The sequence below is a fragment of the Chitinophagales bacterium genome (assembly GCA_041392475.1).
In the GTDB taxonomy this organism is placed as follows: Bacteria; Bacteroidota; Bacteroidia; order Chitinophagales; family UBA2359; genus JAUHXA01.
This window is the reverse complement of sequence record JAWKLZ010000003.1, coordinates 1,145,280-1,165,049: the sequence shown is the minus strand read 5'-3', so window position 1 is coordinate 1,165,049 and position 19,770 is coordinate 1,145,280. Positions and strand designations below refer to the sequence as shown.

Genomic DNA, 19,770 nt, shown 5'->3' with positions numbered 1-19,770 from the left:
TTTCCAAATACTTGCCGAAACGGACACACAAAAACGTTATGAGCAGTAAGGAAAAGTAAGTTCAACTCTTATTATTACATCAATCAACAACATTTACCATGCAACAAAACTACCCTATCTATTTTGACTCTGATGGTCATTTGACTACCATTGCCCGTGCGATGTATGCAGATGCCATGAAATTGGACAAAGTCACTCAACTACCTGATAGTGTGCAAGAACACACCAATGTTTGCAACTATTGCAGTAGCTTAATAGTGGTTTTGTTTGATGCCATTGAAGGAATTGATTACCAAGACTTAGCTCCTCATCCCGTATTTGAACAAAACGAAAAAAGCCATTATTCTATCTCTGATAATCCACAAAATATTGAGGCTATTTTGCAGCAATTGATGGCAGAAGCAGTAGAAATACCTTCCATGGAACGCCTATTGAAAACACAAAGCAACTATCGAAAATCAGACATTGAAGACCTACAAGTAATTCAACCTCTTCCCAATGCACTTTACTTCAATAGCGTTGATTTTCAGTTTGAAAAACCACTCTCTCACATAACTGACCTCAGCATCCGAAACCACAAGGGTAGAGTTTTCAAAGCATCATTACCTATCGACACAAAAGACTACACACTCACCTTCTCTCCCAGAGAAAATTTCCCAAGTGGTCTTTATTATTGGAAATTGACTTCTCGAAATAGCAAACCTTTGGTGGGTAAACTGTATATTTATCATCCATAAACAAAGATTTTCTATGAAATTACGATGTGTTCAAGACAGTATTCGATTGAGAGTCAGAAAGTCAGACCTCCAACAACTGCAAGAAACTGGCATGGTCTCAGAAAGCATTGACTTTGGTGTAGGAGTGACCTTTGTCTATTCATTGACAATTCGGGAGGAAGTAACATTGGTAACGGCTGAGTTTCAAAACAATGAATTGCAGGTGTATATTCCTGTTGCAACAGCTAATCAATGGATGAACTCCAATGAGGTAGGCATTGAAGTAGAAGCATCTGCTGGGCAACCTCACATTTTGATTGAAAAGGATTTTCCTTGTTTGGATAGGGTAGAGAATAATAAAGAAGATACTTTTTGGGAATTGACGGAAGGATAATGGTTAATTGTTAAGCACGGTTTTTTTTTCAAAAAATCAATTTCATTTCCAATTGTTGATTATGAATCATTTATCTAATAATCTTGACAATTGGTAAATTATTTAGGTTAAAAATATGCTTCTCCATAAACCCAAAAATATTGACGAATACATCGCAGGATTTGAAGCAGACATTCAAAATATCCTAAAAGATATTCGAGCATTTATTAGAGAAACTGTACCTGATTCAGAAGAAAGTATCAGCTATGGTATGCCTGCTTACAAATTGAAAGGTAAACCTTTGGTGTATTTTGCGGCATTCAAAAACCACGTTGGATTATATGCGCTTCCGAGCGGAAATCAAGCATTTCAAGAAGAACTGTCAAAATACAAAACGGGAAAAGGCTCGATTCAATTTCCTTTGAAGGAAGAGATGCCTTTTGAACTGATGGGGAAAATAATAGCGTTTAGAGTAACCGAAATTGAGGAGCAAAATTAACCCTTATTTCCACTCAAAACTCTCCACAAACTTATCTAAGTCCTTGCGAATGAACTTTGCCACAGGTGCAATCGAATCCTCATTCGGCGTATTGGAGAAATAAAGTGAACCCCATATAAAATGGTGCAGACTATCAGTGAGGTAAAACTGCGTAGAAGAAGCCGCATCACCACCTACTTCATACCACAATCCCATCACTCCATGTTGGTTGTGAATGGGTACTTCTTCGATGTAATCTGCCTTTCGGACGTGCTTAGAATTGAGTTTGTAGGCATCGTTGATAAGTTTGGGCAGGTTATCCGCTTTTCCGCCTACTTCCTTGTAGGACAAATGTACCTTGGCATTGAAGTCGGGATATTGAAGATTCATCCAACAGGTATTTTCTGCTCCATTGCTCACATCTTTCTGCACCTGTGCATAGGTTGGGCGTTCAAACGCAAAAGGACAATCCTCAGATACATAAGGGGTATAGGCAGGTTCTGGTAAAACGATGCGAAAATAACCCTTGGGCTTCGGAACATAGTCTTCTTCACCACAACTTTGCAGTAAAGTAACACAAAAAATACCCATACCTATAAAGAAACTTAAACGAAGAATATTCACAGAATTCATAAAAATTAAAATGATACTAAAAAAACTTTCCGCCCTTAATACAGCGTAAAATAAATTGTTTGATTATTTCAGCAGCATAGCTGCGACCCTATTTGTAGAAACGACGCAAATAATTGATTCTTTAAGGGAGATAGCCTCGGCACAGCAGAAAACCAGTTATTTAATTGTGCCGAAGCTACGCGCCTATTGTAAATAACTAAATCTATTGTGCTACAAATCGGGGCTTGGCTACGCCCTTTTAGCTGTCAAAAATTTTCATGCCATTGTTCAAAACGCTTCACCCAATCTATTTGTTGCTGAGTATCAGGAACACGCAAACCTCTCTCTATGGTAATCGCCTCAAAAGCCGTTTCAGTCGTATGTGTTCCTAAAGCCACCAAAGTAGCAGCTGCAATTGTTGAAGAACGCCCGATACCCATTCTACAATGTATGACCACCTTTTTACCTGATTCCACATATTCTTTTAATTGCAGAATCAACTTATTCGTCATTTTTTCATTTGTAGGCAATCCAAAATCTGCAATCGGAAAATGAATCCACTCCATTCCAGCCTTTTTGCAGTCATTCGCTTCTTCCTCCAACTGCAATTCATACATTTCTTCTTTTTCCAACAAACAGACCAAAACCGTAACCTCTCTCTTCTTCAAAGACATCAAATCGTCCTGCAACCAATCACCTCCCCTCGGGCGAGCCATTGTAGCCAATAAGGTATCCGCTATAAGATAAATTCGGTTCATTATTCAAAGATAAAATTATTGCAGTAATCAGGTGACATCCAATAACGCCCGTCCATTATTCTTTGGTGTTTTCCGACCGAAAAATGAATCAAAGGTTTCCACTCATTTTGATGAATAAAATAACCCTTGTAGCCCAAATCGAGTAAAAATTGAAATACTTGGTCAATACTTGTGTCATGTAGATGTCTTTGTTCACATTCCACCAAAATTTTTGGTTTCACTTCCTTCAATAATTGTTCTCCCCCTTTAAACACTTCCAACTCATGTCCTTCCACATCAATTTTCAGAAAATGCGGTTTCAAATAACGTTCCTTCAAAAAATATTCATCTAAAGTAGTTGTCTGTATTTCGATGCTATTGTGGAATTTTGAAGTCGTCTTGTGATGTTTTTGCAGACTTGCGCCAGGTGAAGAGGATTTACCGTTAGGAAGAAACAAGTCAAAGCTACCTTTTTGAGCAGAAACCCCCATATTTTCAATGATTACATTCTTGTATTTCTTTTTAGCACAAATTTTCAACAAATATTGACTCAATTTTGGCTGTGGCTCAAAAGCAAATACCCAACCTTTTGACCCGACTTTTTTTTGAAGCCAATACAAATAACCTCCTTTGTGTGCGCCAATATCTACTGCAATTTGCCCTTGCTTCACATTCGCCAGGATATAGCGAATTTCGACTTTATCCAATTTGTATTTGTATCGAACTGCCCGATACCAATATTTTATCCGTTCAAACATGCTAAATTTATTATTTGCAGTGCAAGCTAAATAATAATTTTCAAATGCCAAGCAGCAAAAGTAGTTTTGGAAAAGTCTTTGAATTTTGCGTGAATTGGTAAAAAAGGCTATACTTGTAGCTGGAAATCTATCTATCCATAATAGTTTTTACAAAAACCAGTTATCATGCCTTTACCAGAACAAATATTAGAAAGCGTACAGCACGATGTGGAAGTATATTCGGATTATCTACAAAAAGTCGCTTTGGGAGTAATCAGCAAACAAATATCTGATTATCCGATTTTTGTAGCACATCGAGAAACTGCAATCAATATCGGTCGTCCGATTGTCATAGCTGAGCAAATGCAAACAGATTGGTCCTTCAATGCTTCATTAGTTGAAGAATTTGTCAACAAATCTCTTATTGATGCCAAAAAAGTAGCTACTTTTAAGCATGTTTACAAAGACCCTTCAAAATTTGCCTGCTTGTTTATCCTATCTGGTGAAGATGACGCAAGTTTCGCTTTTTGCCCCTATAAGGTCTAAAAGAAAAATTGCCATTCAGCTAACAATGAATATGAAAGTTTGCTGACAAGCAATAATAATCTCAAAGAATTGTACGTTTATTTGAGTATATTTGTTAGAGTCAGTGTATTGTAGCATATATAAACACTCATTCACCAAAAAAAAGATTGAATGTTTCCTATTTACTACTTAACTTTAGCGGTTCTAAAGTTTAAGAAATAACTCCTTTATTAAACATTTCCTATGATGAAAACGTGTACTAAGTTATTTGTCGCAATGATACTCTTGGCTGCCACTCAAATTGGCTTTGCTCAAGACATTCATCTATCTCAATTTTACTCTCAGCCATTGATGGTCAATCCTGCAATGACTGGAAATCTCAACGGAAGCTATCGAGCAGGTTTAACCTATCGCAATCAATGGGCTTCTATTCCAGCACCCTACGAAACTTTCGTTTTGGGCTTCGATATGTCTTTGTTGAGCTGTCAGTTAGGTGGCGATCACGTAGGCGCAGGAGTGGTGTTGTATCGTGACCAATCTGGTGATGGCGTGCTTACCGAAACCTCTGCTTTGGCATCTTTGGCTTACCACAAAGCTTTGGATCAAGAGGCTCAGTACGTGCTAAGTTTGGGCGGGCAGTTTGGTTATACCCAAAAAAGTGTAGATTTCACAAGATTGACTTTCGATTCCCAAATCGAAGACTATCAAATCAACTCTGCATTGCCAAACAATGAATCCATTGATAATGACCAATTCAGCTATATGGATTTGCGCTTAGGAGGTTTGTTTACCGCTTCGGTCAATGAAACTGTAAGCCTCTACGCAGGTGGAGCGTACAATCACGCTACCAAACCCGTAGAAACTTTCTTGACTGCTGAGGGAGAGAAAAATCAACTTTCTCCAAGATTGGTGTTGCATGGTGGTGGTAGCATCTTCGTCAATGATCAATTTAGCATTTCGCCAAGTGTCATGTATATGAGTCAGGCAAGCAATACTTTGACAATTTTGGGAGCAGCATTTGGCTACCATTTCGATTCTGGTCGCTACGACACAGGTTCAGCCCTTTATTTAGGCGGATGGTACCGTGCAAATGATGCGATTGTGATGCTTTTGGGTATTGACTTTTCTTCCTTCAAATTTGGTTTCTCTTATGATATCAACGTTTCGGACTTGGAGAGAGCAAGTAATGGTCAAGGTGCAGCAGAATTGTCGCTTACGTATAGCGGTAAAACGGCTGACTGTAAACCGAATAGAAAAATCTATTGTCCACGGTTTTAATACAGTGATGAATAGATTGGCGACTAATGCTTAGTCAAAAAAATAGGTCATATCTAATATTAGATGTGACCTATTTTTTTTTGCCTAATATTCCCTATTTTCACCCCTTCAAAACAAACCAATATGCACCTCCTCAACACCATTGCCTCCAAATACCTATCGAGCCGTCAATCCAGCATTGACCATTGGCTGCAATCTCCCATTGAAGCCCAAAAACAGGTTTTCAAAGAATTGGTTCACAAAGCCAAAAATACTGCTTGGGGCAAAGACCACGACTACCAACATATTTCCAGCATTGCGGACTTCAAAAAAAGGGTTTCGATACAAGATTACGATAGCCTCAAACCCTATATCACCCGCACAATGGCAGGCGAACAAAATGTACTGTGGTCACAACCCATTCAATGGTTTGCCAAATCTTCGGGAACAACGAGCGACAAAAGCAAATTTATACCTGTCAGCAAAGATGCCCTAAAAAACTGCCACTTCAAAGGTGGAATGGACAGCATGACCATGTATTGCCACACCCATCCCAAAACACAAGTCTATACAGGCAAGGCCATCATTATGGGCGGCAGTCACAGCATCAGCGAACTCAATCAACACAGCAAATATGGAGATTTGTCCGCCGTTTTGATGCAAAATATGCCCTATTTCGCCAAGTTCTTGAATGAACCCAAACTTTCTATTGCGCTGCAAGACAATTGGGAACTAAAATTGGAGCAAATTGCCCAAAGCACTGTTCACCAAAATATTACCCACCTTGCAGGTGTGCCGACTTGGACGATTCTACTCATCAAACGCCTCTTGGAAATCACTGGTAAAAATCACTTATTGGAGGTTTGGCCCAACTTTGAATTGTATATACATGGAGGCGTGAGTTTTACGCCCTATCGAGAACAATTTGCAGCCCTGATTCCGCCCAACAAAACCCAGTATTGGCAAACCTACAATGCCTCTGAAGGATTTTTTGCGGTGCAAGATGCGCCCAACCGAGACGATATGTTGTTGATGTTGAAGCACGGAATTTTTTACGAATTTATGCCAATGGAAGAATTGGACAAAGCGAATCCGCAAACCCTGCAATTGCAGGAAGTGGAAGTGGGCAAAAACTATGCGCTGATTATTTCGACCAATTCGGGGCTTTGGCGGTATAGGATTGGCGACACCATTCATTTCACCACCCTTTCGCCTCACCGCATCAAGGTTTCGGGGCGTACCCGTCACTTTATCAATGCTTTTGGCGAAGAAGTGATTATTGACAATAGCGACCAAGCGATTCACAAGGCGTGTGAACAAACGGGCGCAAAGGTGCAAGAATATACGGCTGCTCCTGTGTATTTTTCGGGTGACGAAAATGGTACACATGAATGGCTGATTGAATTTGACGAAGCCCCAGCCGACTTACTTCAATTCGCTACCATTCTCGACCAAGAACTGCAAAAACTCAACTCCGACTATGAGGCCAAACGCTTCAAAGGCATGGCAATGCGTTTCCCATTGGTGCAAAGCGTTCCGAAAGGCACGTTCTATCAATGGCTCAAAAATCGGGGGAAATTGGGCGGACAGCACAAGATTCCGAGGTTGGCGAATCATCGGGAGTATTTGGAGGATATTAAACAGTTATTGGTGGATTAGTGACTGGTAAATGGGAGCTATTATGCTCATCTTGGAAACGATTTTTTGTTTAACAACATCCAAATTTAACTTATTCGAAGCAAAATAGATGAGAAGTAAAACGTCCGAAGTCTATCCATACTAAAAAAGAGAGCATTTTGTTTCCTTCAAAATTGTATTTTTGCATTTGGCTAAAAGATACAAAAACTACAATGAGCTAATCATCAATTATTTGATAATAAAAACTCTGTGTCTCAGTGCCTCTGTGTTCAATAAAGCGACAGAAACCAAATGTCAGAAGTTGTATTCACCATCATTGACCTCGAATTTACGGGAGGCAGCCCACGCCATGACAAAATCATGGAAGTGGCACTGGTGAAATATGCCAACGGCAAAATCATTGACCGCTTTCATTCCTTGGTCAATCCCGAAAAAGAAGTATCTGAATTTTTGATGGCATTGGTCAATTTCTCCGAAAAGCGATTGAAGAAAGCTCCTCTCTTTGAAGACATTGCAGAGCAAATTTTTGAATTTACAAAAGACACCGTACTCGTTGGCTTCAATATTCGATTGAGCTACGGTTTGTTGAAAAGTGCCTTTAAACCCACTCCTTTTCGCTTTCAACGCCCACACCTCGACCTCAAAATGTTGATAGAACAGCGATTTGATACGGCTGCAAATCTGGAGGACAAACCCAAGAGCAACAGTTTGGGAGGATTGTGTCGCTATTTTGGATTGAAGTACGACAATGCTTATAACTTAAAAAAAAGAGCAAAGACCATCACCCAAGTATTTGAGAAACTGTTTATTCAGCATTATCCTACCATTGACAAAAAACTGGTTCGCAGCATTGCCGTCACTGCAAAATTGCCGCCCAACCTTCCACCCGAAAAAGTAGAAGGTTTGCCGCAAGCAACGGGGGTTTATTATTTTTTGGACAAAAAAGGACGCATTGTGTATTTGGGAAAAAGCCTACACATTCGAGACCGAATCATGAGTCACTTCAATACGGATTTGGAGTCGGGCAAAAAACAAAACATGAAAGCGGTGATTTACGACCTTCAATACCGCTTGACAGGCAGTGAGTTGATTGCCCTTTTGTTGGAGTCGGACGAAATCAAACGCTATATGCCAGCCTTCAATCGGGCGCAAAGAAGGATTCGCTATAAATATGGGGTTTACATTGAAGTAAACGAAGAGGGCTTCAAAACTTTGGAGATTGACAGTTTGAAGCCTGAAAGGTCAGAACAGCTTTTCCAAAAATTTTCGTCCAAATGGCAGGCATTTAACTTTGTTCTGCGTTCAGCACTTCAATATCAATTGAGTTTGGAGCACTGTGATTTGCAGTCTTTTGGGGCTTGGCTTCGACAGAGTGAATATGAGAATGAGGATTTTGTGGAAGTCCAAGACAGTATGGAAGTCCACAACGCCAAAATGAATCGGTTGGTCCATCATTACAGCTATCCTGCTGAGAATATGTTGATTATAGACAAAGGGCGCAGCGAATTGGAGAAGTCGGTGGTGTTGATTGAAAACAATCAATATTTGGGTTATGCGTATGTGCCTATTGAGAAAATGAAACCTTTGTTGGTGGAAGATGAACTGGAAGATACGGTCGAAAATGAGGAGGTGGAGGACATTGATGACTCTATTGAAGGGGAATCATTGGAGGAAAATGAGTTTTTAGAAGAAAATAATCTTGTTGAAGGAAATGACAGTGATTTTGTGATAGAATACGATGCGGATGCTTTGGTGTATGAGGAGCAAGAAACCTATATTGAAGCGGATGCAGATTTGGTGGAAGAAGAGGAAGGTGAAGCGGCTGCAATGGAAGAAACAATTGCCGAACCTTCTGTTATTGAGGTAATTCAATTGGATACTTCAAAAAAATCGGATGCCAACGAAATCTATGAATTGACCACATTCCACAAACTCACCATTTTACCACACGTCCGAAAAGAGCTGATTCCTTTTAGAGAAAATCCTGATGTTCAGCAAATTATTAGAGGATATTTGCGGAAACGAAGAACAGGGGTTTGGGTTTATGGGTTTTAGGTAAATTCAAATTAAAAATTTTAATGCAATTTCAAACAATACTTTGGAAACAAGTACATTGTATTTTAGAATTGGCTAATTTAATACTTTAAATTGCCTTAACTTCCCAAAACCGCAAACGCCCTTACAGGAAAAGTTCCCATCCCTCTGACTTTTGGAGGCACTGCAAAAAATCGAAAAGGAACATCAAAAGGAAGTTCATCCAAGTTGCAGAGATGCTCGGCTATCAATACATTGTCTTTCAGTAAAATAGAATGAACTGGGCGGGCATTGCAGCGGGTATCGTCAATATTATGAGAATCAATTCCTACTAATTTGACTCCTGCCTCCTTCAAAAAAATAGCCGCTTCTTTGGTTAGAAAAGAATGGTTCTCATAGTATTGTGGCGTATTCCAGTGCTGCGCCCAATCGGTTCGCACCAAAACTGCTTTCCCTTCTAAATCCTTTCCTTCAAAAAATGAAACACCGACCGCCAAGCCATTCTGAAAAGGCGCATGAATACACACCGCCTCCAAATTGGCAAAGGCTTCTACTTCAAATTGAGACAAATCTTTACCATCCTCATATCGGTGAAAAGGCACATCAATATACGTTCCCGTATTGGCAACCATTTCGATTTTACCAATCTGAAAACTTACCCCATCAGCATACACACCTTTGGAAGCCTCCCGACTGAGATAATCACAAATAATGGGTGCGGGCAAACCTTTGTAAGTCACCAACCCATCTTCAATCGTATGGCTGAGGTCTATGTATTGGGGCATTTGAAGTATTTTATAAGCTTTTGATTTGTACAGGTTTGAAATCAAGCCACCGCATAGCCTGTTTCTGGTCGAACAATTGGAGGGTGAAAACCCAAGACAATTTCGCTTTTTGAAATACCTGTTTCTAAAAGCATGTCAGCAATAATATAATCAGTTCGATCTTCATGCAACCATACCATTCCCGATTCTTTCACTTCAATGTGAATCAAAACGGCATAAAAGCGACTTGTTTCCTTCCAACCACTTCTAAGAAGTATATAATTTCCTGTATCATCATCTATAATTGTGTGATATTCTATGTCAAAATACTTTCGCTTTCCCTTTCTATTGCCTAATTCTGTGATGATATTGCGAGCAATGGCACGGTATTTTGCTACTTTATCGGAGATACTGTCCATAATTTTATATTTTTATCACTAATACTGTAAACAATAAATTTTAACTTATTGATTTTAGAGATTTCATGCGTGTTTGGATCTCTAAACAAAAATTCGTAGGCTGCATCTGGGATGGCAAGATAAAGTTCTCTATCTGGTTCGGCTTCTTTCAGAGCTAGGTAGTAAAAAGCAAATTGACCAACAGCCTTGAAAAAATCATGGAGTACAGAGCGTCCAATAAAACTTTTTATTTCAACTGCAATTTTTTCCGTTCCTTTTTCTGCAGTAATAATCTTTTCTGCCCCTAAATCAATTTCAAATGTTGAAATTAACGAAGGTACTTCTAAAGGGTCATCTGTTATTGTCCAACCTTCGCCTATCAGAGCTTCTTTTACTAAATCATGGTATAGGTCTTTTGCCATTTTTGCACTTTGATGTAAAACAAAAATAGGGAAATAAGGTTCTGCTTTTGTAGATTGCGAAGCATACCTCTTAAACCAAAAAACCATAACCCTTTAAAAGAGTTATGGTTTTTTAATATCATATTATTTTTTATGTAAATCATTCAAACGATAACACTGTCTTTCGAATAATGTCCACACATTCATAGAGTTGTTCTTCGGTAATCACCAAAGGAGGCGCAAAACGAATTTTATTGCCATGCGTAGGTTTCGCCAACAATCCATTGTCACGCAGCTTCATACAAATATCCCATCCCAAAGAAGAATGTTCGTCCGAATCAATCACAATCGCATTCAATAAACCTTTTCCTCTCACTTCGGTAATCAAATTGGAGGGAATCGCACGCAATTCTCGGCGCAAAATTTCACCCAAATATTCCGCATTTTCCGACAAATTTTCTTCTACCAAAACCTCCAAAGCTGCAATCGCTACCTTACAAGCCAAAGGATTGCCACCATAAGTAGAGCCATGTTGCCCAGGTTTGATAGATAACATGATTTCGTCATCAGCCAAAACTGCCGAAACGGGTAAAATGCCACCAGACAAGGCTTTACCGAGAATCAAAATATCAGGATGCACGTCCTCATGGTCACAACAAAGCATTTTACCAGTCCGAGCCAAACCCGTTTGTACCTCATCTGCAATGAACAACGCACCATATTGTTGACACAAATCGTACGCACCCTTCAAATATCCATCCGAAGGCACAAACACACCCGCCTCGCCTTGAATCGGTTCGACTATAAAACCCGCCACATTTCCATTTCCTTGCTTCAAAACGCTCTCCAAAGCCTCCAAATCATTGTAGGGAATCACCTCATAACCAGGCATCAAAGGCCCATAACCACCATAACTATCAGGATCAGTTGAAGCAGAAATAACACCCATTGTTCGACCATGAAAATTGCCTTCTACAAAAATAATTTTAGCTTGATTTTCGGCAATACCTTTCACTTCATACGCCCATTTTCTGCAAAGTTTAAGCGCAGTTTCAACCGCCTCAACTCCTGTATTCATCGGCAAAACCTTGTCGTAACCCAACAGATTGGTGATGTATTGTTCATATACTCCCAAAGTATCATTGTAAAACGCACGAGAGGTAAGTGTCAATTCAGTAGCTTGATTCACCAAAGCTTGCACGATTTTAGGATGGCAGTGTCCTTGATTGACCGCAGAATAGGCCGATAAAAAATCGTAGTACCTTTTACCCTCTGTATCCCAGACGAATACACCTTCGCCTTTACTCAATACAACTGGAAGTGGATGGTAATTATGCGCTCCATACTTATCTTCCAATTCCATAAAATATTGACTACTAACTGTTGTTTGCATGATTGTTTGTATTAGCTGTTAAAACCGTACAAAATTAGTAAAAAAACAGAAAGGACAGAAGATTACTTTTTCTTCTTATAATGCGTTGTTTTACTAGCCAGTTCAACAGGGGTTCTGTTTTGCCATGAGGAAGGTGTGACTTCAATGTTTCGTGCTTCAATCGTCATGATACCCTTCAAAACATCTCGACGACTAATTTGTCCTACCAATTTTCCTTTTTCCATCACAGGAAAACGACGATAGTTGGAGTGAATAAATTCAAACGCTGCTTCTGTAACCGATAAACCTGCATCCATGGTCTTTACATCACGAGACATATATTTTTCTACTGTTTCTTTACTTGCCCCGAGATCATTGTAATAATCTCTGTTGATAATCACCTTCAGGCAATCTTTTTCAGAAATCACTCCCACCAAGTTTTTATCACTATCCAATACAGGCGCACCAGATACTTTGTTCTTCAACAAGGAATTCATGGCTTCTCGAATATCAGTATCAGGAGAGAAAGTCACCAAATTTGTTGCCATGTACGTTTTAATAGATTCGTAAGGGTTCATATTTTTTTGCATTTTGTGATGAATGAAAGTACATATTTTTTGTGAATTCTTCAACAAAAAAATCACCATGACCATTTTAACACTGCTTGAGGCGCACTTGTTTTGACGACCTCATTTGTATGGATGTACCAATCACAGCCAATTTGCAGTTTGCCAACCGATTCTTTTGAAAAACAATTACCTAAGTCCCACAATAATTTGGGCTGAGAAATGAAATCTGTGCCAAAAGAATCATTTCCTGCCAAATCAAAATAACCATCGAAAGAAAAACGGGCTTTTCCAAGTTGAATTGGAATTTGCCAGATTGTAGTTATTTGGAGGGTTTCAGTTCCAAAATTATCGTTTTTATAAAAGGTATTTATATCAAGCACATTGAAGCCTTTGACATTGAAGGTAAAGCCCAAACCCACTAAAGTTGCATGAAAATTATTGCTCCCTTGATTGAACTGAGCAGCAAGCAATACATCTTTTAGAAACCCCTCCGAAGTCTTGCCATTCAATACTTTGCAGATACTCAATCGAGCAGTGTACTCCCCATACATTCGGTAACGTTCTGATGTAGAATTACCTGCAAAATCTAAAAAATCTCCTTTGAAAAACTGTACAAAAAAGTAGTGATCACCGTATTTCCATGTACCAAAATGCTCCAATTGGAAATTGAACATATCACCATCTTCGGTATTGTATCCAAATAGTTGGTCATCGAAGTCGAAACCATAAAATAATTGTAAATTGGTAGTAGAAAAGTTCTGTGCATATAAAGGAATAGCACTTACCAACATCAAAATAATTAGATACTTTTTCATCGTTTAATTAGGTTGGGGGGTTAAAAAATATTTGTTTTTCTCCTCATTTTTTGCTATTTTGTAAAAAATGAGAATTAAACTAAAATTAAATAATAAATTTTAATTTGTATCATTTATTTTTCTGCTAACCCCTCACCTTATTTTCTATTAACCTATAAAATGTTGATTTATGAAGTCATTATCTAAACTTGTGTTGGTGCTTTTGAGCATATTTATTTTTGTTGGCTTTCAGTCATTTAAAACATCTAATAATGATAAAATCAAAGCTGATATTGTGAATCTGGATTTGGATGCTTCGCCCAAGAAACTGCAAAAAATGGCCTTAAAAGGGGAAATGCCTATTGGCATTGAAGCACTTGATTTCTATGCAAAAATTAAGGGGAACAGCTTTGAAAAAAATGTACAATTCAGTAATAACTGGATTGAGAGTCATGTTGTGTATTACGAAAAAACAAGAGATCGCAAATACAAAGAGTACATGAAAGAATCCATTGAAGGAGGTGGTCCCGAAAAAGGTCTGGGCATGAGAGGTTGGATTTCAGACAAAAAAAATGTGGCAAGATGGGACAAAGATGTTGCGGCAACTATTGGAGAAGATGGCTATGCTCGTTTGATTGCCTTGAATGCGGCTTTCAAACCGGGTAGTGATTCTCACTTCAAAATGATTTACGGTGGAGAAAGGTTGTATGACCAAAAAAACGACCAATTTCTTATGAACAGCCGTGCAATGAAGGATGCCAAACTCCAAAAAGACTACGTACAGTTCAATAGTCGTAAGCCTTCTTATGATGACATGTTCAAAACTTTGCTGGTATTTGCAGATAAAATTAGAACACAAACCTTCAATTTCTATGCAGATTTCAGGGCTGGAAAAGTGTCTGAAGAGCAAGTTGCTACCTTCAATAAAGCCTATGTAGTTGTAGGAGGTTGTGCAATGGCGAGTACAGATGTGATGAACGACATCAAAGGGCTTCGCTATCTTAAAGGCTTGAATTACATGGCAGCAACCTTGACTGAATTGGGGTACCCTGTTAATTAGTTGAAGTGATGCAACGATAATTAGAATGATTATCTTCCCTTCACAATCATAAAAAACCGCAATAGGACATCCTATTGCGGTTTTTTTATTTTGGTAAATGTATCAAAAAAAGATTTTTTTTTCAATCCCCTAAACCTTTTTCTGGAACAATCGTTCCAGTATCAAGAATCAAATAACGGAACGAATATTCCAAAATAAAACTCTCTCTTTTAACAATTTAAATTTTTAACCAAAATGGGTAAATTACAAAACAAAGTCGCTATCGTTACAGGCGCAACCAGTGGAATGGGATTGGAAACAGCCAAATTGTACTTGAAAGAAGGTGCAAAAGTGGTTTTGACTGGACGCTCAGAAACCAAACTCAAAGCCATTGAAGGTGAGCTAAGTGGTGATTATTTGTTGGTCAAAGCCGAGGCATCCAGTGTTGCAGACAGCAAAACCTTGATTGCCAAAACTGTTGATGCTTTTGGAAAAATTGACATTCTTTTCCTAAATGCTGGAATTCTTCGAATGGAACTTATTGGCAATTTAACAGAAGCAATTTTTGATGAATTACACAACATCAATGTCAAAGGTCCAATTTTCACCGTCAATGAAGCCGTTCCTTATTTGAATGAAGGCGCAAGCGTGATTTTCAACACCTCCGTTGTCAATATCAAGGGATTTCCAGCCATGTTGGCATACGGATCTGGAAAAGCAGCTTTGCGCTCTGCTACCCGAATTTTGGCAGCAGAATTGGGCAGCAAAGGCATCAGAGTGAATGCCATTGCCCCAGGTCCTATTGACACACCAATTTATGGCAAACACAATGTACCACAGGAGCAAGTCAATGATATGGCAGCAGGTTTTCCTTCAATGATTCCATTGGGTCGTTTCGGTGGCTCAGGTGAAATTGCAACGGTTGCTTTGTTCTTAGCTTCCGAAGATTCTTCCTATATCAATGGAGCAGAAATTCCTGTAGATGGAGGTTTTGCACAAGTGTAGTAAGGAAAGACATCGGAAGTTTCAAAAACTTCCGATGTCTCCTTTCACCATTTTTACCAAGAAATTGATTAATTTGCAAAACTGACAATCAGTAGTAATAGGAGTCAATAATTTACAAACACCAAAAACATGCCTCGAACCAAAACATTCTGTGAAGTATCAGTTCTCGAAAAAGCCATGGAGTTTTTTTGGAAAAATGGCTACAATGCTACTTCCATAAATGATTTGGTAGGTTATATGGGCATTAACAGACAAAGTCTTTATGATACTTACGGCGACAAGAAAACGCTGTTTATCAAAGCCTTCAAACACTACCGAAAAATCAATAAAGAACGAATCAATTCTTTTTTCGCTGAACAACCATTCGTAAAAGAAGGCATCAAAAAACTATTCCTTTCTTCTATTCAAAGTGCATTGGAAGACACTGACCGCAAAGGTTGTTTTGTCATCAACTGCACCACCGAACTCCTTCCAAACGAGCAGGAATTCCAACCGCTCATCTTGTGCAATCAACAAGAAATGCAACAAATTTTCAAAGATTACTTACAGTTGGGTATTGACCGTGGCGAAATTGCAGAGGATAAAAATGCTGACACCATTGCAGCTTACCTCTTCACACTTTATGGCGGATTGCAGGTAAATGCCAAAGTTAGCCCCAACAAAGCTGCTCTTACCAATACCATTTTATTGGGTTTGTCGGTATTGGATTAAAATCTATTAAACATTGAATTAATACAAAATTTAACCCAGATTCCATCACCGAGCACAAAAACGTGTTGACGAGCTGCTTCTGTATCTGATTCTTGTTCTATTCGAAGCACTTTATCATTGTTGATACTTGCTACTGCGGCACTTGTGCTTGCATAGTAAAATCCAAATCTTCCAATAGCTCAATGCTGTTGAATAACAAAATAATATTTAATATTATTCGTTATTTTGATTAGCTAAAAAAGACAATACCTGTAAAATACCTGAAAAAGGTTCTCCTTCTTCAATATAAACAACACATGAATAATTATTATTATAAAAAAGTTTTATTCTTGTGAATAACTTCATATCTAAAACCCCATCGGAAAATTCCTCATACATAGCAGGATAGATGCTTTTTAATTCACGGTGATTAACAATTATTCTATCTCCTTCATGCAATTGAAATAATCTAAAGTTAGTTATTAACAAATAATTTACTTTGTTTTTATAATAAAAAATCAATATTTCCTCATTAGATTCTAATTCAGATAAGATATTTGCACTTACTTCTTGAGGTAAAATTTTTGTATATTTTCCTTCACCCCCTTTACGCTTGAAAATAGATAGAATAATTGATGAATAATCTTTATTTCCCATTTTAAAATATTTTTTGAAGAAAAACACTACTGTTTGATTGCTGGAAAGAATACCCGAATCTTTTTGCAAGATTTGGACTTAAAAACCCTTTATTAACTACTGAAGATCCATAAATAGAAATTTTATTTTCTCCAAGACCAATAGCTTCTTTTTCCATTGAACTCATTAATGATCTAAAATTTGCAAGGTTTTTTGCGTTTTTAGGGCTATTTATATAAAAAATATTCCTATTGAATGTGTTCCCTACAAGCCCCTTAGTTCCATAAATAGAATAGTTACCAATTTTTTCAGTAAGACCAAAGCTTTCCCTAAATACGGCCTGTGAAAAAGTTTCATCAGTAAGCGATACCAATGAGGTACTTCCCTTTTTAGCTACAATTTCAATAGGCTCAGTCACTCCTGCACTAAAAGCCGTCTCACCAACAGCCCCTCCTGTTCTAACGATCGGGCCTCCTCCTCCCCATCTTGTAAACCACCCAAATTTATCACCTAATTTTGTTGCTAAATTCTTACCCAAATTAGCTCCTTCTACTGCTGCTAAAAAGTCTGTTCCCACATCGAATGCCAATCCTGCAACATCCCATGCACTATCAATATCTGATGGAGACCATTGACCATTTACTATCTGAACGGCCTTATTTCCAACAGTCTGTATAGTCCCAGCCAAAGCTGTACCACCACCAGGCACCGCATAAGCTACTCCTGCTACTGCTCCCACTGCGAAATACTCTAAGCCTTGCCAAAAATTTGCTACATTACCCTTTAAAGCTTGATTAACTACATTTAATGTTCCATTTACTAATGCTGCTCCTGCAATCAATAACGGAGCAATATCTCCGTGAGGGTCATTGAAATACAAAGGATTATTCATCATCCCCGTATAAGTACTGAAATCATATAGCATTTCCGCCATCGGATCCACCTGCCACCACCTACCAATCGCCGCATCATACGACCGATAAAACGCAAAATTCACATTCAAATCCAAATCCTCAAACAACTCAATGCCATTGAATTGGTAGTGGTTTTTAGTGGTGTTTGTAGCATCGGGACACCATGGACCTTCCATGTTGAGGCCGAAGGGGTAGTAGTGATTTTCTTGCAAAATCTCCGAACCGTCAACTCTGCCGTCTTTGTTTAAGTCGGAAAAGAGGATGCGGGCGTTGCCCAAGTGATCGGAATAGATATATTCGATTTGTAGGCTTGTTTCGTTTGTATCTTCATTCGTTTGTTGGGTGATTCTACCTTCTGAAAACGAAGTAGTATAAGAAGAATTAATGAAAAACAGGGCAACAGTTCGATAAAGGATAAACGTGTTGCCCTTATAAATTCATTGATATAACTTCTTATCAATTTTAGACTTTGGACGAAATAAGGTTGAATTATAAAAAGAGGCAAAAGTTCTGGATATTTGAAGTGTGAAAAAAAACAAACCAGAACAGTTTTGCCTCGATATTTTGAACCTTGACAATGTGCATGTCAAAGGTTTGGTAAGTATATTGCTTTCATTAGGGAGTGAGTTAAATGCAAGAAATCCCACAATGTTGAGCAAAAATAAGCTATTTCAGTATCATTACAGTATCCTCAACAAAGTTACAAAAAATCTAAGTAAGGAGTTAAAGTTGAGTAAAGATACAGAAGATTGTTGTAATGCGAAGGAAGTAAGTGACTTGCGAAAGCACTTGCAGGTGCACTGTATGAAATACGGCCCAAGAAAAAATATCTATAAGCTTCAATCGGATTTGACCCCTAATCGGAAAGCTTATTCTAACTGTTTAGCTTGTCGTGGTTATGTTTCGATACCCAACAACAAAATAAAAGGGAACAAATCCATAGATATAGGTTATAATTATTCTTATGTGAATTTAGGTTTGTATGATGCTGAACATCCGAATGCATGGAGTTTACCCTTGGATAATATACGAATAGGTTTGAATGACAATCCATTAAGTGTGTCGTCTGCTCAATTGTTGGGAATGATGGAGTGTGCGGATTTGCCTTTTCAAGAGGCAGAACGTGTGGTCAATAGTGCCGATAGTGGATATAGTCATCCTTCTTATATACATCCTTTGGTGAGTCAATGCCCAAATCTGAACTTAGTGATTCGCTTTCGAGCAGGTACGAAAGTGTATAAAAAGTATTCAGGCAAACAGATTGCAGCAGGACGAAATAAAGTATATGAGGATGAGCCCTATTATTTACAGATCGAAAGAGAACGAAAGTGTTACAATCCTAAGACAAAAAAGAGTTTCCTAAAAGCCCAACGTCCCATTTTCGATTTGCCAATGGATGAAGAATTGAGTTTTGAAACAACTACCCGAAGCGGCAGAAAGCTAATTATCCAGCTCCATCGTTGGAATGATTTGTTGATAACAGGTTCACGAGAATACGACATGAGTAACTTGTTTTTTGACTTAGTAGCGGTTCTGTGTATAGATAAAGAAACAGGAGAAATGGTTTTTAAGCGTCCCATGTTTTTAACTTTTTGGGGTTGCAATAAAGCACAATATACAACAAGAAATATTCATGAAGATTATCGACATAGGTATGATATTGAAGTCCATAATCGTTTTTCTAAGCAATCCTTATTATTGGACAAATATGAAACACCAGAAGTAGGTCATTTAGATGCTTGGGCATGGGTGGTTCAACTCACTTATTGGTTACTTTATACTGCTTCAACAGAAGTAGAGGTTCATGTGAATGAATGGGAAAAGTACTTGCCTGAAGTCAAAAGAGCGCAAAAAGAAACGGCTCCAAAGTCCGTTTCTATGACTCGAAAAGGGGCAGAGGCCTTTTTTTCTACTTTTGATATAAAGCCCTTTGCGCCCAAGAGTTCAAAAAATGGAAAGGGAAGAAAAAAGGGGGAAAAACCAACACCAAGAACATGGAAATCTCCCCGAAAGAAGTACTCAAAATACAAAAAACAGGCAGAAAAAGATAAAAATGTCGTCAAATTGGAATAAATATATCT

The 19,770-nt window shown here is 38.4% G+C and carries 22 protein-coding genes; 11 read left to right on the top strand and 11 right to left on the bottom strand.

Annotated elements, in window-relative coordinates:
• The first annotated feature begins 98 nt into the window (after window positions 1-98).
• The 3 genes from R3E32_27390 to R3E32_27380 all read left to right on the top strand — a co-directional run bounded on the left by R3E32_27390 (window position 99) and on the right by R3E32_27380 (window position 1,588).
• Window positions 99-737, top strand: coding sequence for a hypothetical protein (locus R3E32_27390; protein ID MEZ4888482.1), 639 nt, complete (start codon window positions 99-101; stop codon window positions 735-737).
• Between the two features lie 13 nt (window positions 738-750).
• Complete coding sequence (locus R3E32_27385; GenBank protein ID MEZ4888481.1) at window positions 751-1,110, top strand: hypothetical protein; 360 nt, start codon at window positions 751-753, stop codon at window positions 1,108-1,110.
• Window positions 1,111-1,225: 115 nt separating this feature from the next.
• Complete coding sequence (locus R3E32_27380; GenBank protein ID MEZ4888480.1) at window positions 1,226-1,588, top strand: DUF1801 domain-containing protein; 363 nt, start codon at window positions 1,226-1,228, stop codon at window positions 1,586-1,588.
• A 3-nt stretch (window positions 1,589-1,591) separates the two neighbouring features.
• Here R3E32_27380 and R3E32_27375 read toward each other — a convergent pair whose 3' ends face one another.
• From R3E32_27375 to R3E32_27365, 3 genes are all read right to left on the bottom strand, one after another.
• Complete coding sequence (locus R3E32_27375) at window positions 1,592-2,158, bottom strand: hypothetical protein (GenBank protein ID MEZ4888479.1); 567 nt, start codon at window positions 2,156-2,158, stop codon at window positions 1,592-1,594.
• A 287-nt stretch (window positions 2,159-2,445) separates the two neighbouring features.
• A complete protein-coding gene (locus R3E32_27370) occupies window positions 2,446-2,937 on the bottom strand; it encodes a dual specificity protein phosphatase family protein (GenBank protein ID MEZ4888478.1) in 492 nt (163 codons plus the stop codon).
• Entirely contained in the window at window positions 2,937-3,674 is a 738-nt protein-coding gene (locus R3E32_27365; GenBank protein ID MEZ4888477.1) for an FkbM family methyltransferase, read from the bottom strand. The genes R3E32_27370 and R3E32_27365 overlap by 1 nt, the downstream gene beginning before the upstream one ends.
• 165 nt (window positions 3,675-3,839) lie before the next feature.
• On the opposite strand from R3E32_27365, the gene R3E32_27360 reads away from it, so the two are divergent.
• From R3E32_27360 to R3E32_27345, 4 genes are all read left to right on the top strand, one after another.
• A complete protein-coding gene (locus R3E32_27360) occupies window positions 3,840-4,199 on the top strand; it encodes a hypothetical protein (GenBank protein ID MEZ4888476.1) in 360 nt (119 codons plus the stop codon).
• A gap of 225 nt (window positions 4,200-4,424) precedes the next feature.
• Window positions 4,425-5,456 (top strand): PorP/SprF family type IX secretion system membrane protein, encoded by a 1,032-nt coding sequence (locus R3E32_27355; GenBank protein MEZ4888475.1) that lies wholly within the window; start codon window positions 4,425-4,427, stop codon window positions 5,454-5,456.
• 123 nt (window positions 5,457-5,579) lie between these two features.
• Entirely contained in the window at window positions 5,580-7,094 is a 1,515-nt protein-coding gene (locus R3E32_27350) for a GH3 auxin-responsive promoter family protein (GenBank protein ID MEZ4888474.1), read from the top strand.
• A gap of 270 nt (window positions 7,095-7,364) precedes the next feature.
• Complete coding sequence (locus R3E32_27345) at window positions 7,365-9,128, top strand: exonuclease domain-containing protein (protein MEZ4888473.1); 1,764 nt, start codon at window positions 7,365-7,367, stop codon at window positions 9,126-9,128.
• Between the two features lie 98 nt (window positions 9,129-9,226).
• Here the strand turns inward: R3E32_27345 and R3E32_27340 are convergent, their stop codons facing one another.
• From R3E32_27340 to R3E32_27315, 6 genes are all read right to left on the bottom strand, one after another.
• Window positions 9,227-9,892 carry a cyclase family protein gene (locus R3E32_27340; protein ID MEZ4888472.1) on the bottom strand — a complete coding sequence of 222 codons (666 nt, stop codon included), beginning with the start codon at window positions 9,890-9,892 and terminating at the stop codon, window positions 9,227-9,229.
• Window positions 9,893-9,933: 41 nt separating this feature from the next.
• Complete coding sequence (locus R3E32_27335; protein MEZ4888471.1) at window positions 9,934-10,290, bottom strand: XisI protein; 357 nt, start codon at window positions 10,288-10,290, stop codon at window positions 9,934-9,936.
• Window positions 10,266-10,691 carry an element excision factor XisH family protein gene (locus tag R3E32_27330; protein MEZ4888470.1) on the bottom strand — a complete coding sequence of 142 codons (426 nt, stop codon included), beginning with the start codon at window positions 10,689-10,691 and terminating at the stop codon, window positions 10,266-10,268. The genes R3E32_27335 and R3E32_27330 overlap by 25 nt, the downstream gene beginning before the upstream one ends.
• 139 nt (window positions 10,692-10,830) lie before the next feature.
• Complete coding sequence (rocD, locus tag R3E32_27325) at window positions 10,831-12,063, bottom strand: ornithine--oxo-acid transaminase (protein MEZ4888469.1); 1,233 nt, start codon at window positions 12,061-12,063, stop codon at window positions 10,831-10,833.
• A 62-nt stretch (window positions 12,064-12,125) separates the two neighbouring features.
• Window positions 12,126-12,620, bottom strand: a complete 495-nt coding sequence (locus tag R3E32_27320) for a CBS domain-containing protein (GenBank protein MEZ4888468.1) — start codon at window positions 12,618-12,620, stop codon at window positions 12,126-12,128.
• Between the two features lie 62 nt (window positions 12,621-12,682).
• Window positions 12,683-13,426, bottom strand: a complete 744-nt coding sequence (locus tag R3E32_27315) for a hypothetical protein (protein ID MEZ4888467.1) — start codon at window positions 13,424-13,426, stop codon at window positions 12,683-12,685.
• Between the two features lie 169 nt (window positions 13,427-13,595).
• On the opposite strand from R3E32_27315, the gene R3E32_27310 reads away from it, so the two are divergent.
• The 3 genes from R3E32_27310 to R3E32_27300 all read left to right on the top strand — a co-directional run bounded on the left by R3E32_27310 (window position 13,596) and on the right by R3E32_27300 (window position 16,160).
• Window positions 13,596-14,465, top strand: coding sequence for a hypothetical protein (locus R3E32_27310; protein ID MEZ4888466.1), 870 nt, complete (start codon window positions 13,596-13,598; stop codon window positions 14,463-14,465).
• Between the two features lie 234 nt (window positions 14,466-14,699).
• The gene (locus tag R3E32_27305; GenBank protein MEZ4888465.1) at window positions 14,700-15,449 is read left to right on the top strand and encodes an SDR family oxidoreductase; all 750 of its coding nucleotides are present in this window, start codon (window positions 14,700-14,702) and stop codon (window positions 15,447-15,449) included.
• A gap of 129 nt (window positions 15,450-15,578) precedes the next feature.
• A complete protein-coding gene (locus tag R3E32_27300; protein ID MEZ4888464.1) occupies window positions 15,579-16,160 on the top strand; it encodes a TetR/AcrR family transcriptional regulator in 582 nt (193 codons plus the stop codon).
• Window positions 16,161-16,373: 213 nt separating this feature from the next.
• On the opposite strand, the gene R3E32_27295 is transcribed toward R3E32_27300, so the two are convergent.
• Window positions 16,374-16,796: a hypothetical protein gene (locus R3E32_27295; GenBank protein ID MEZ4888463.1), complete on the bottom strand. Its 423-nt coding sequence runs from the start codon at window positions 16,794-16,796 to the stop codon at window positions 16,374-16,376.
• A 1-nt stretch (window position 16,797) separates the two neighbouring features.
• Window positions 16,798-17,967, bottom strand: a complete 1,170-nt coding sequence (locus R3E32_27290; protein ID MEZ4888462.1) for an RHS repeat-associated core domain-containing protein — start codon at window positions 17,965-17,967, stop codon at window positions 16,798-16,800.
• Between the two features lie 247 nt (window positions 17,968-18,214).
• Here R3E32_27290 and R3E32_27285 point away from each other — a divergent pair, with 247 nt between their 5' ends.
• On the top strand, window positions 18,215-19,762 hold the full coding sequence (locus R3E32_27285) for a hypothetical protein (protein ID MEZ4888461.1): 1,548 nt from the start codon (window positions 18,215-18,217) through the stop codon (window positions 19,760-19,762).
• Window positions 19,763-19,770 lie beyond the last annotated feature (8 nt).

Bases quoted from the DNA above. Each gene is read 5' to 3' on its own strand.
- R3E32_27370 (MEZ4888478.1), bottom strand. From the start codon at position 2,937: ATGAACCGAATTTATCTTATAGCGGATACCTTATTGGCTACAATGGCT.
- R3E32_27305 (MEZ4888465.1), top strand. From the start codon at position 14,700: ATGGGTAAATTACAAAACAAAGTCGCTATCGTTACAGGCGCAACCAGT.
- R3E32_27380 (MEZ4888480.1), top strand. From the start codon at position 1,226: ATGCTTCTCCATAAACCCAAAAATATTGACGAATACATCGCAGGATTT.
- rocD (MEZ4888469.1), bottom strand. From the start codon at position 12,063: ATGCAAACAACAGTTAGTAGTCAATATTTTATGGAATTGGAAGATAAG.
- R3E32_27385 (MEZ4888481.1), top strand. From the start codon at position 751: ATGAAATTACGATGTGTTCAAGACAGTATTCGATTGAGAGTCAGAAAG.
- R3E32_27365 (MEZ4888477.1), bottom strand. From the start codon at position 3,674: ATGTTTGAACGGATAAAATATTGGTATCGGGCAGTTCGATACAAATAC.
- R3E32_27300 (MEZ4888464.1), top strand. From the start codon at position 15,579: ATGCCTCGAACCAAAACATTCTGTGAAGTATCAGTTCTCGAAAAAGCC.
- R3E32_27320 (MEZ4888468.1), bottom strand. From the start codon at position 12,620: ATGAACCCTTACGAATCTATTAAAACGTACATGGCAACAAATTTGGTG.
- R3E32_27335 (MEZ4888471.1), bottom strand. From the start codon at position 10,290: ATGGACAGTATCTCCGATAAAGTAGCAAAATACCGTGCCATTGCTCGC.
- R3E32_27390 (MEZ4888482.1), top strand. From the start codon at position 99: ATGCAACAAAACTACCCTATCTATTTTGACTCTGATGGTCATTTGACT.
- R3E32_27310 (MEZ4888466.1), top strand. From the start codon at position 13,596: ATGAAGTCATTATCTAAACTTGTGTTGGTGCTTTTGAGCATATTTATT.
- R3E32_27355 (MEZ4888475.1), top strand. From the start codon at position 4,425: ATGAAAACGTGTACTAAGTTATTTGTCGCAATGATACTCTTGGCTGCC.
- R3E32_27375 (MEZ4888479.1), bottom strand. From the start codon at position 2,158: ATGGGTATTTTTTGTGTTACTTTACTGCAAAGTTGTGGTGAAGAAGAC.
- R3E32_27350 (MEZ4888474.1), top strand. From the start codon at position 5,580: ATGCACCTCCTCAACACCATTGCCTCCAAATACCTATCGAGCCGTCAA.
- R3E32_27345 (MEZ4888473.1), top strand. From the start codon at position 7,365: ATGTCAGAAGTTGTATTCACCATCATTGACCTCGAATTTACGGGAGGC.
- R3E32_27340 (MEZ4888472.1), bottom strand. From the start codon at position 9,892: ATGCCCCAATACATAGACCTCAGCCATACGATTGAAGATGGGTTGGTG.
- R3E32_27360 (MEZ4888476.1), top strand. From the start codon at position 3,840: ATGCCTTTACCAGAACAAATATTAGAAAGCGTACAGCACGATGTGGAA.
- R3E32_27295 (MEZ4888463.1), bottom strand. From the start codon at position 16,796: ATGGGAAATAAAGATTATTCATCAATTATTCTATCTATTTTCAAGCGT.
- R3E32_27330 (MEZ4888470.1), bottom strand. From the start codon at position 10,691: ATGGCAAAAGACCTATACCATGATTTAGTAAAAGAAGCTCTGATAGGC.
- R3E32_27315 (MEZ4888467.1), bottom strand. From the start codon at position 13,426: ATGAAAAAGTATCTAATTATTTTGATGTTGGTAAGTGCTATTCCTTTA.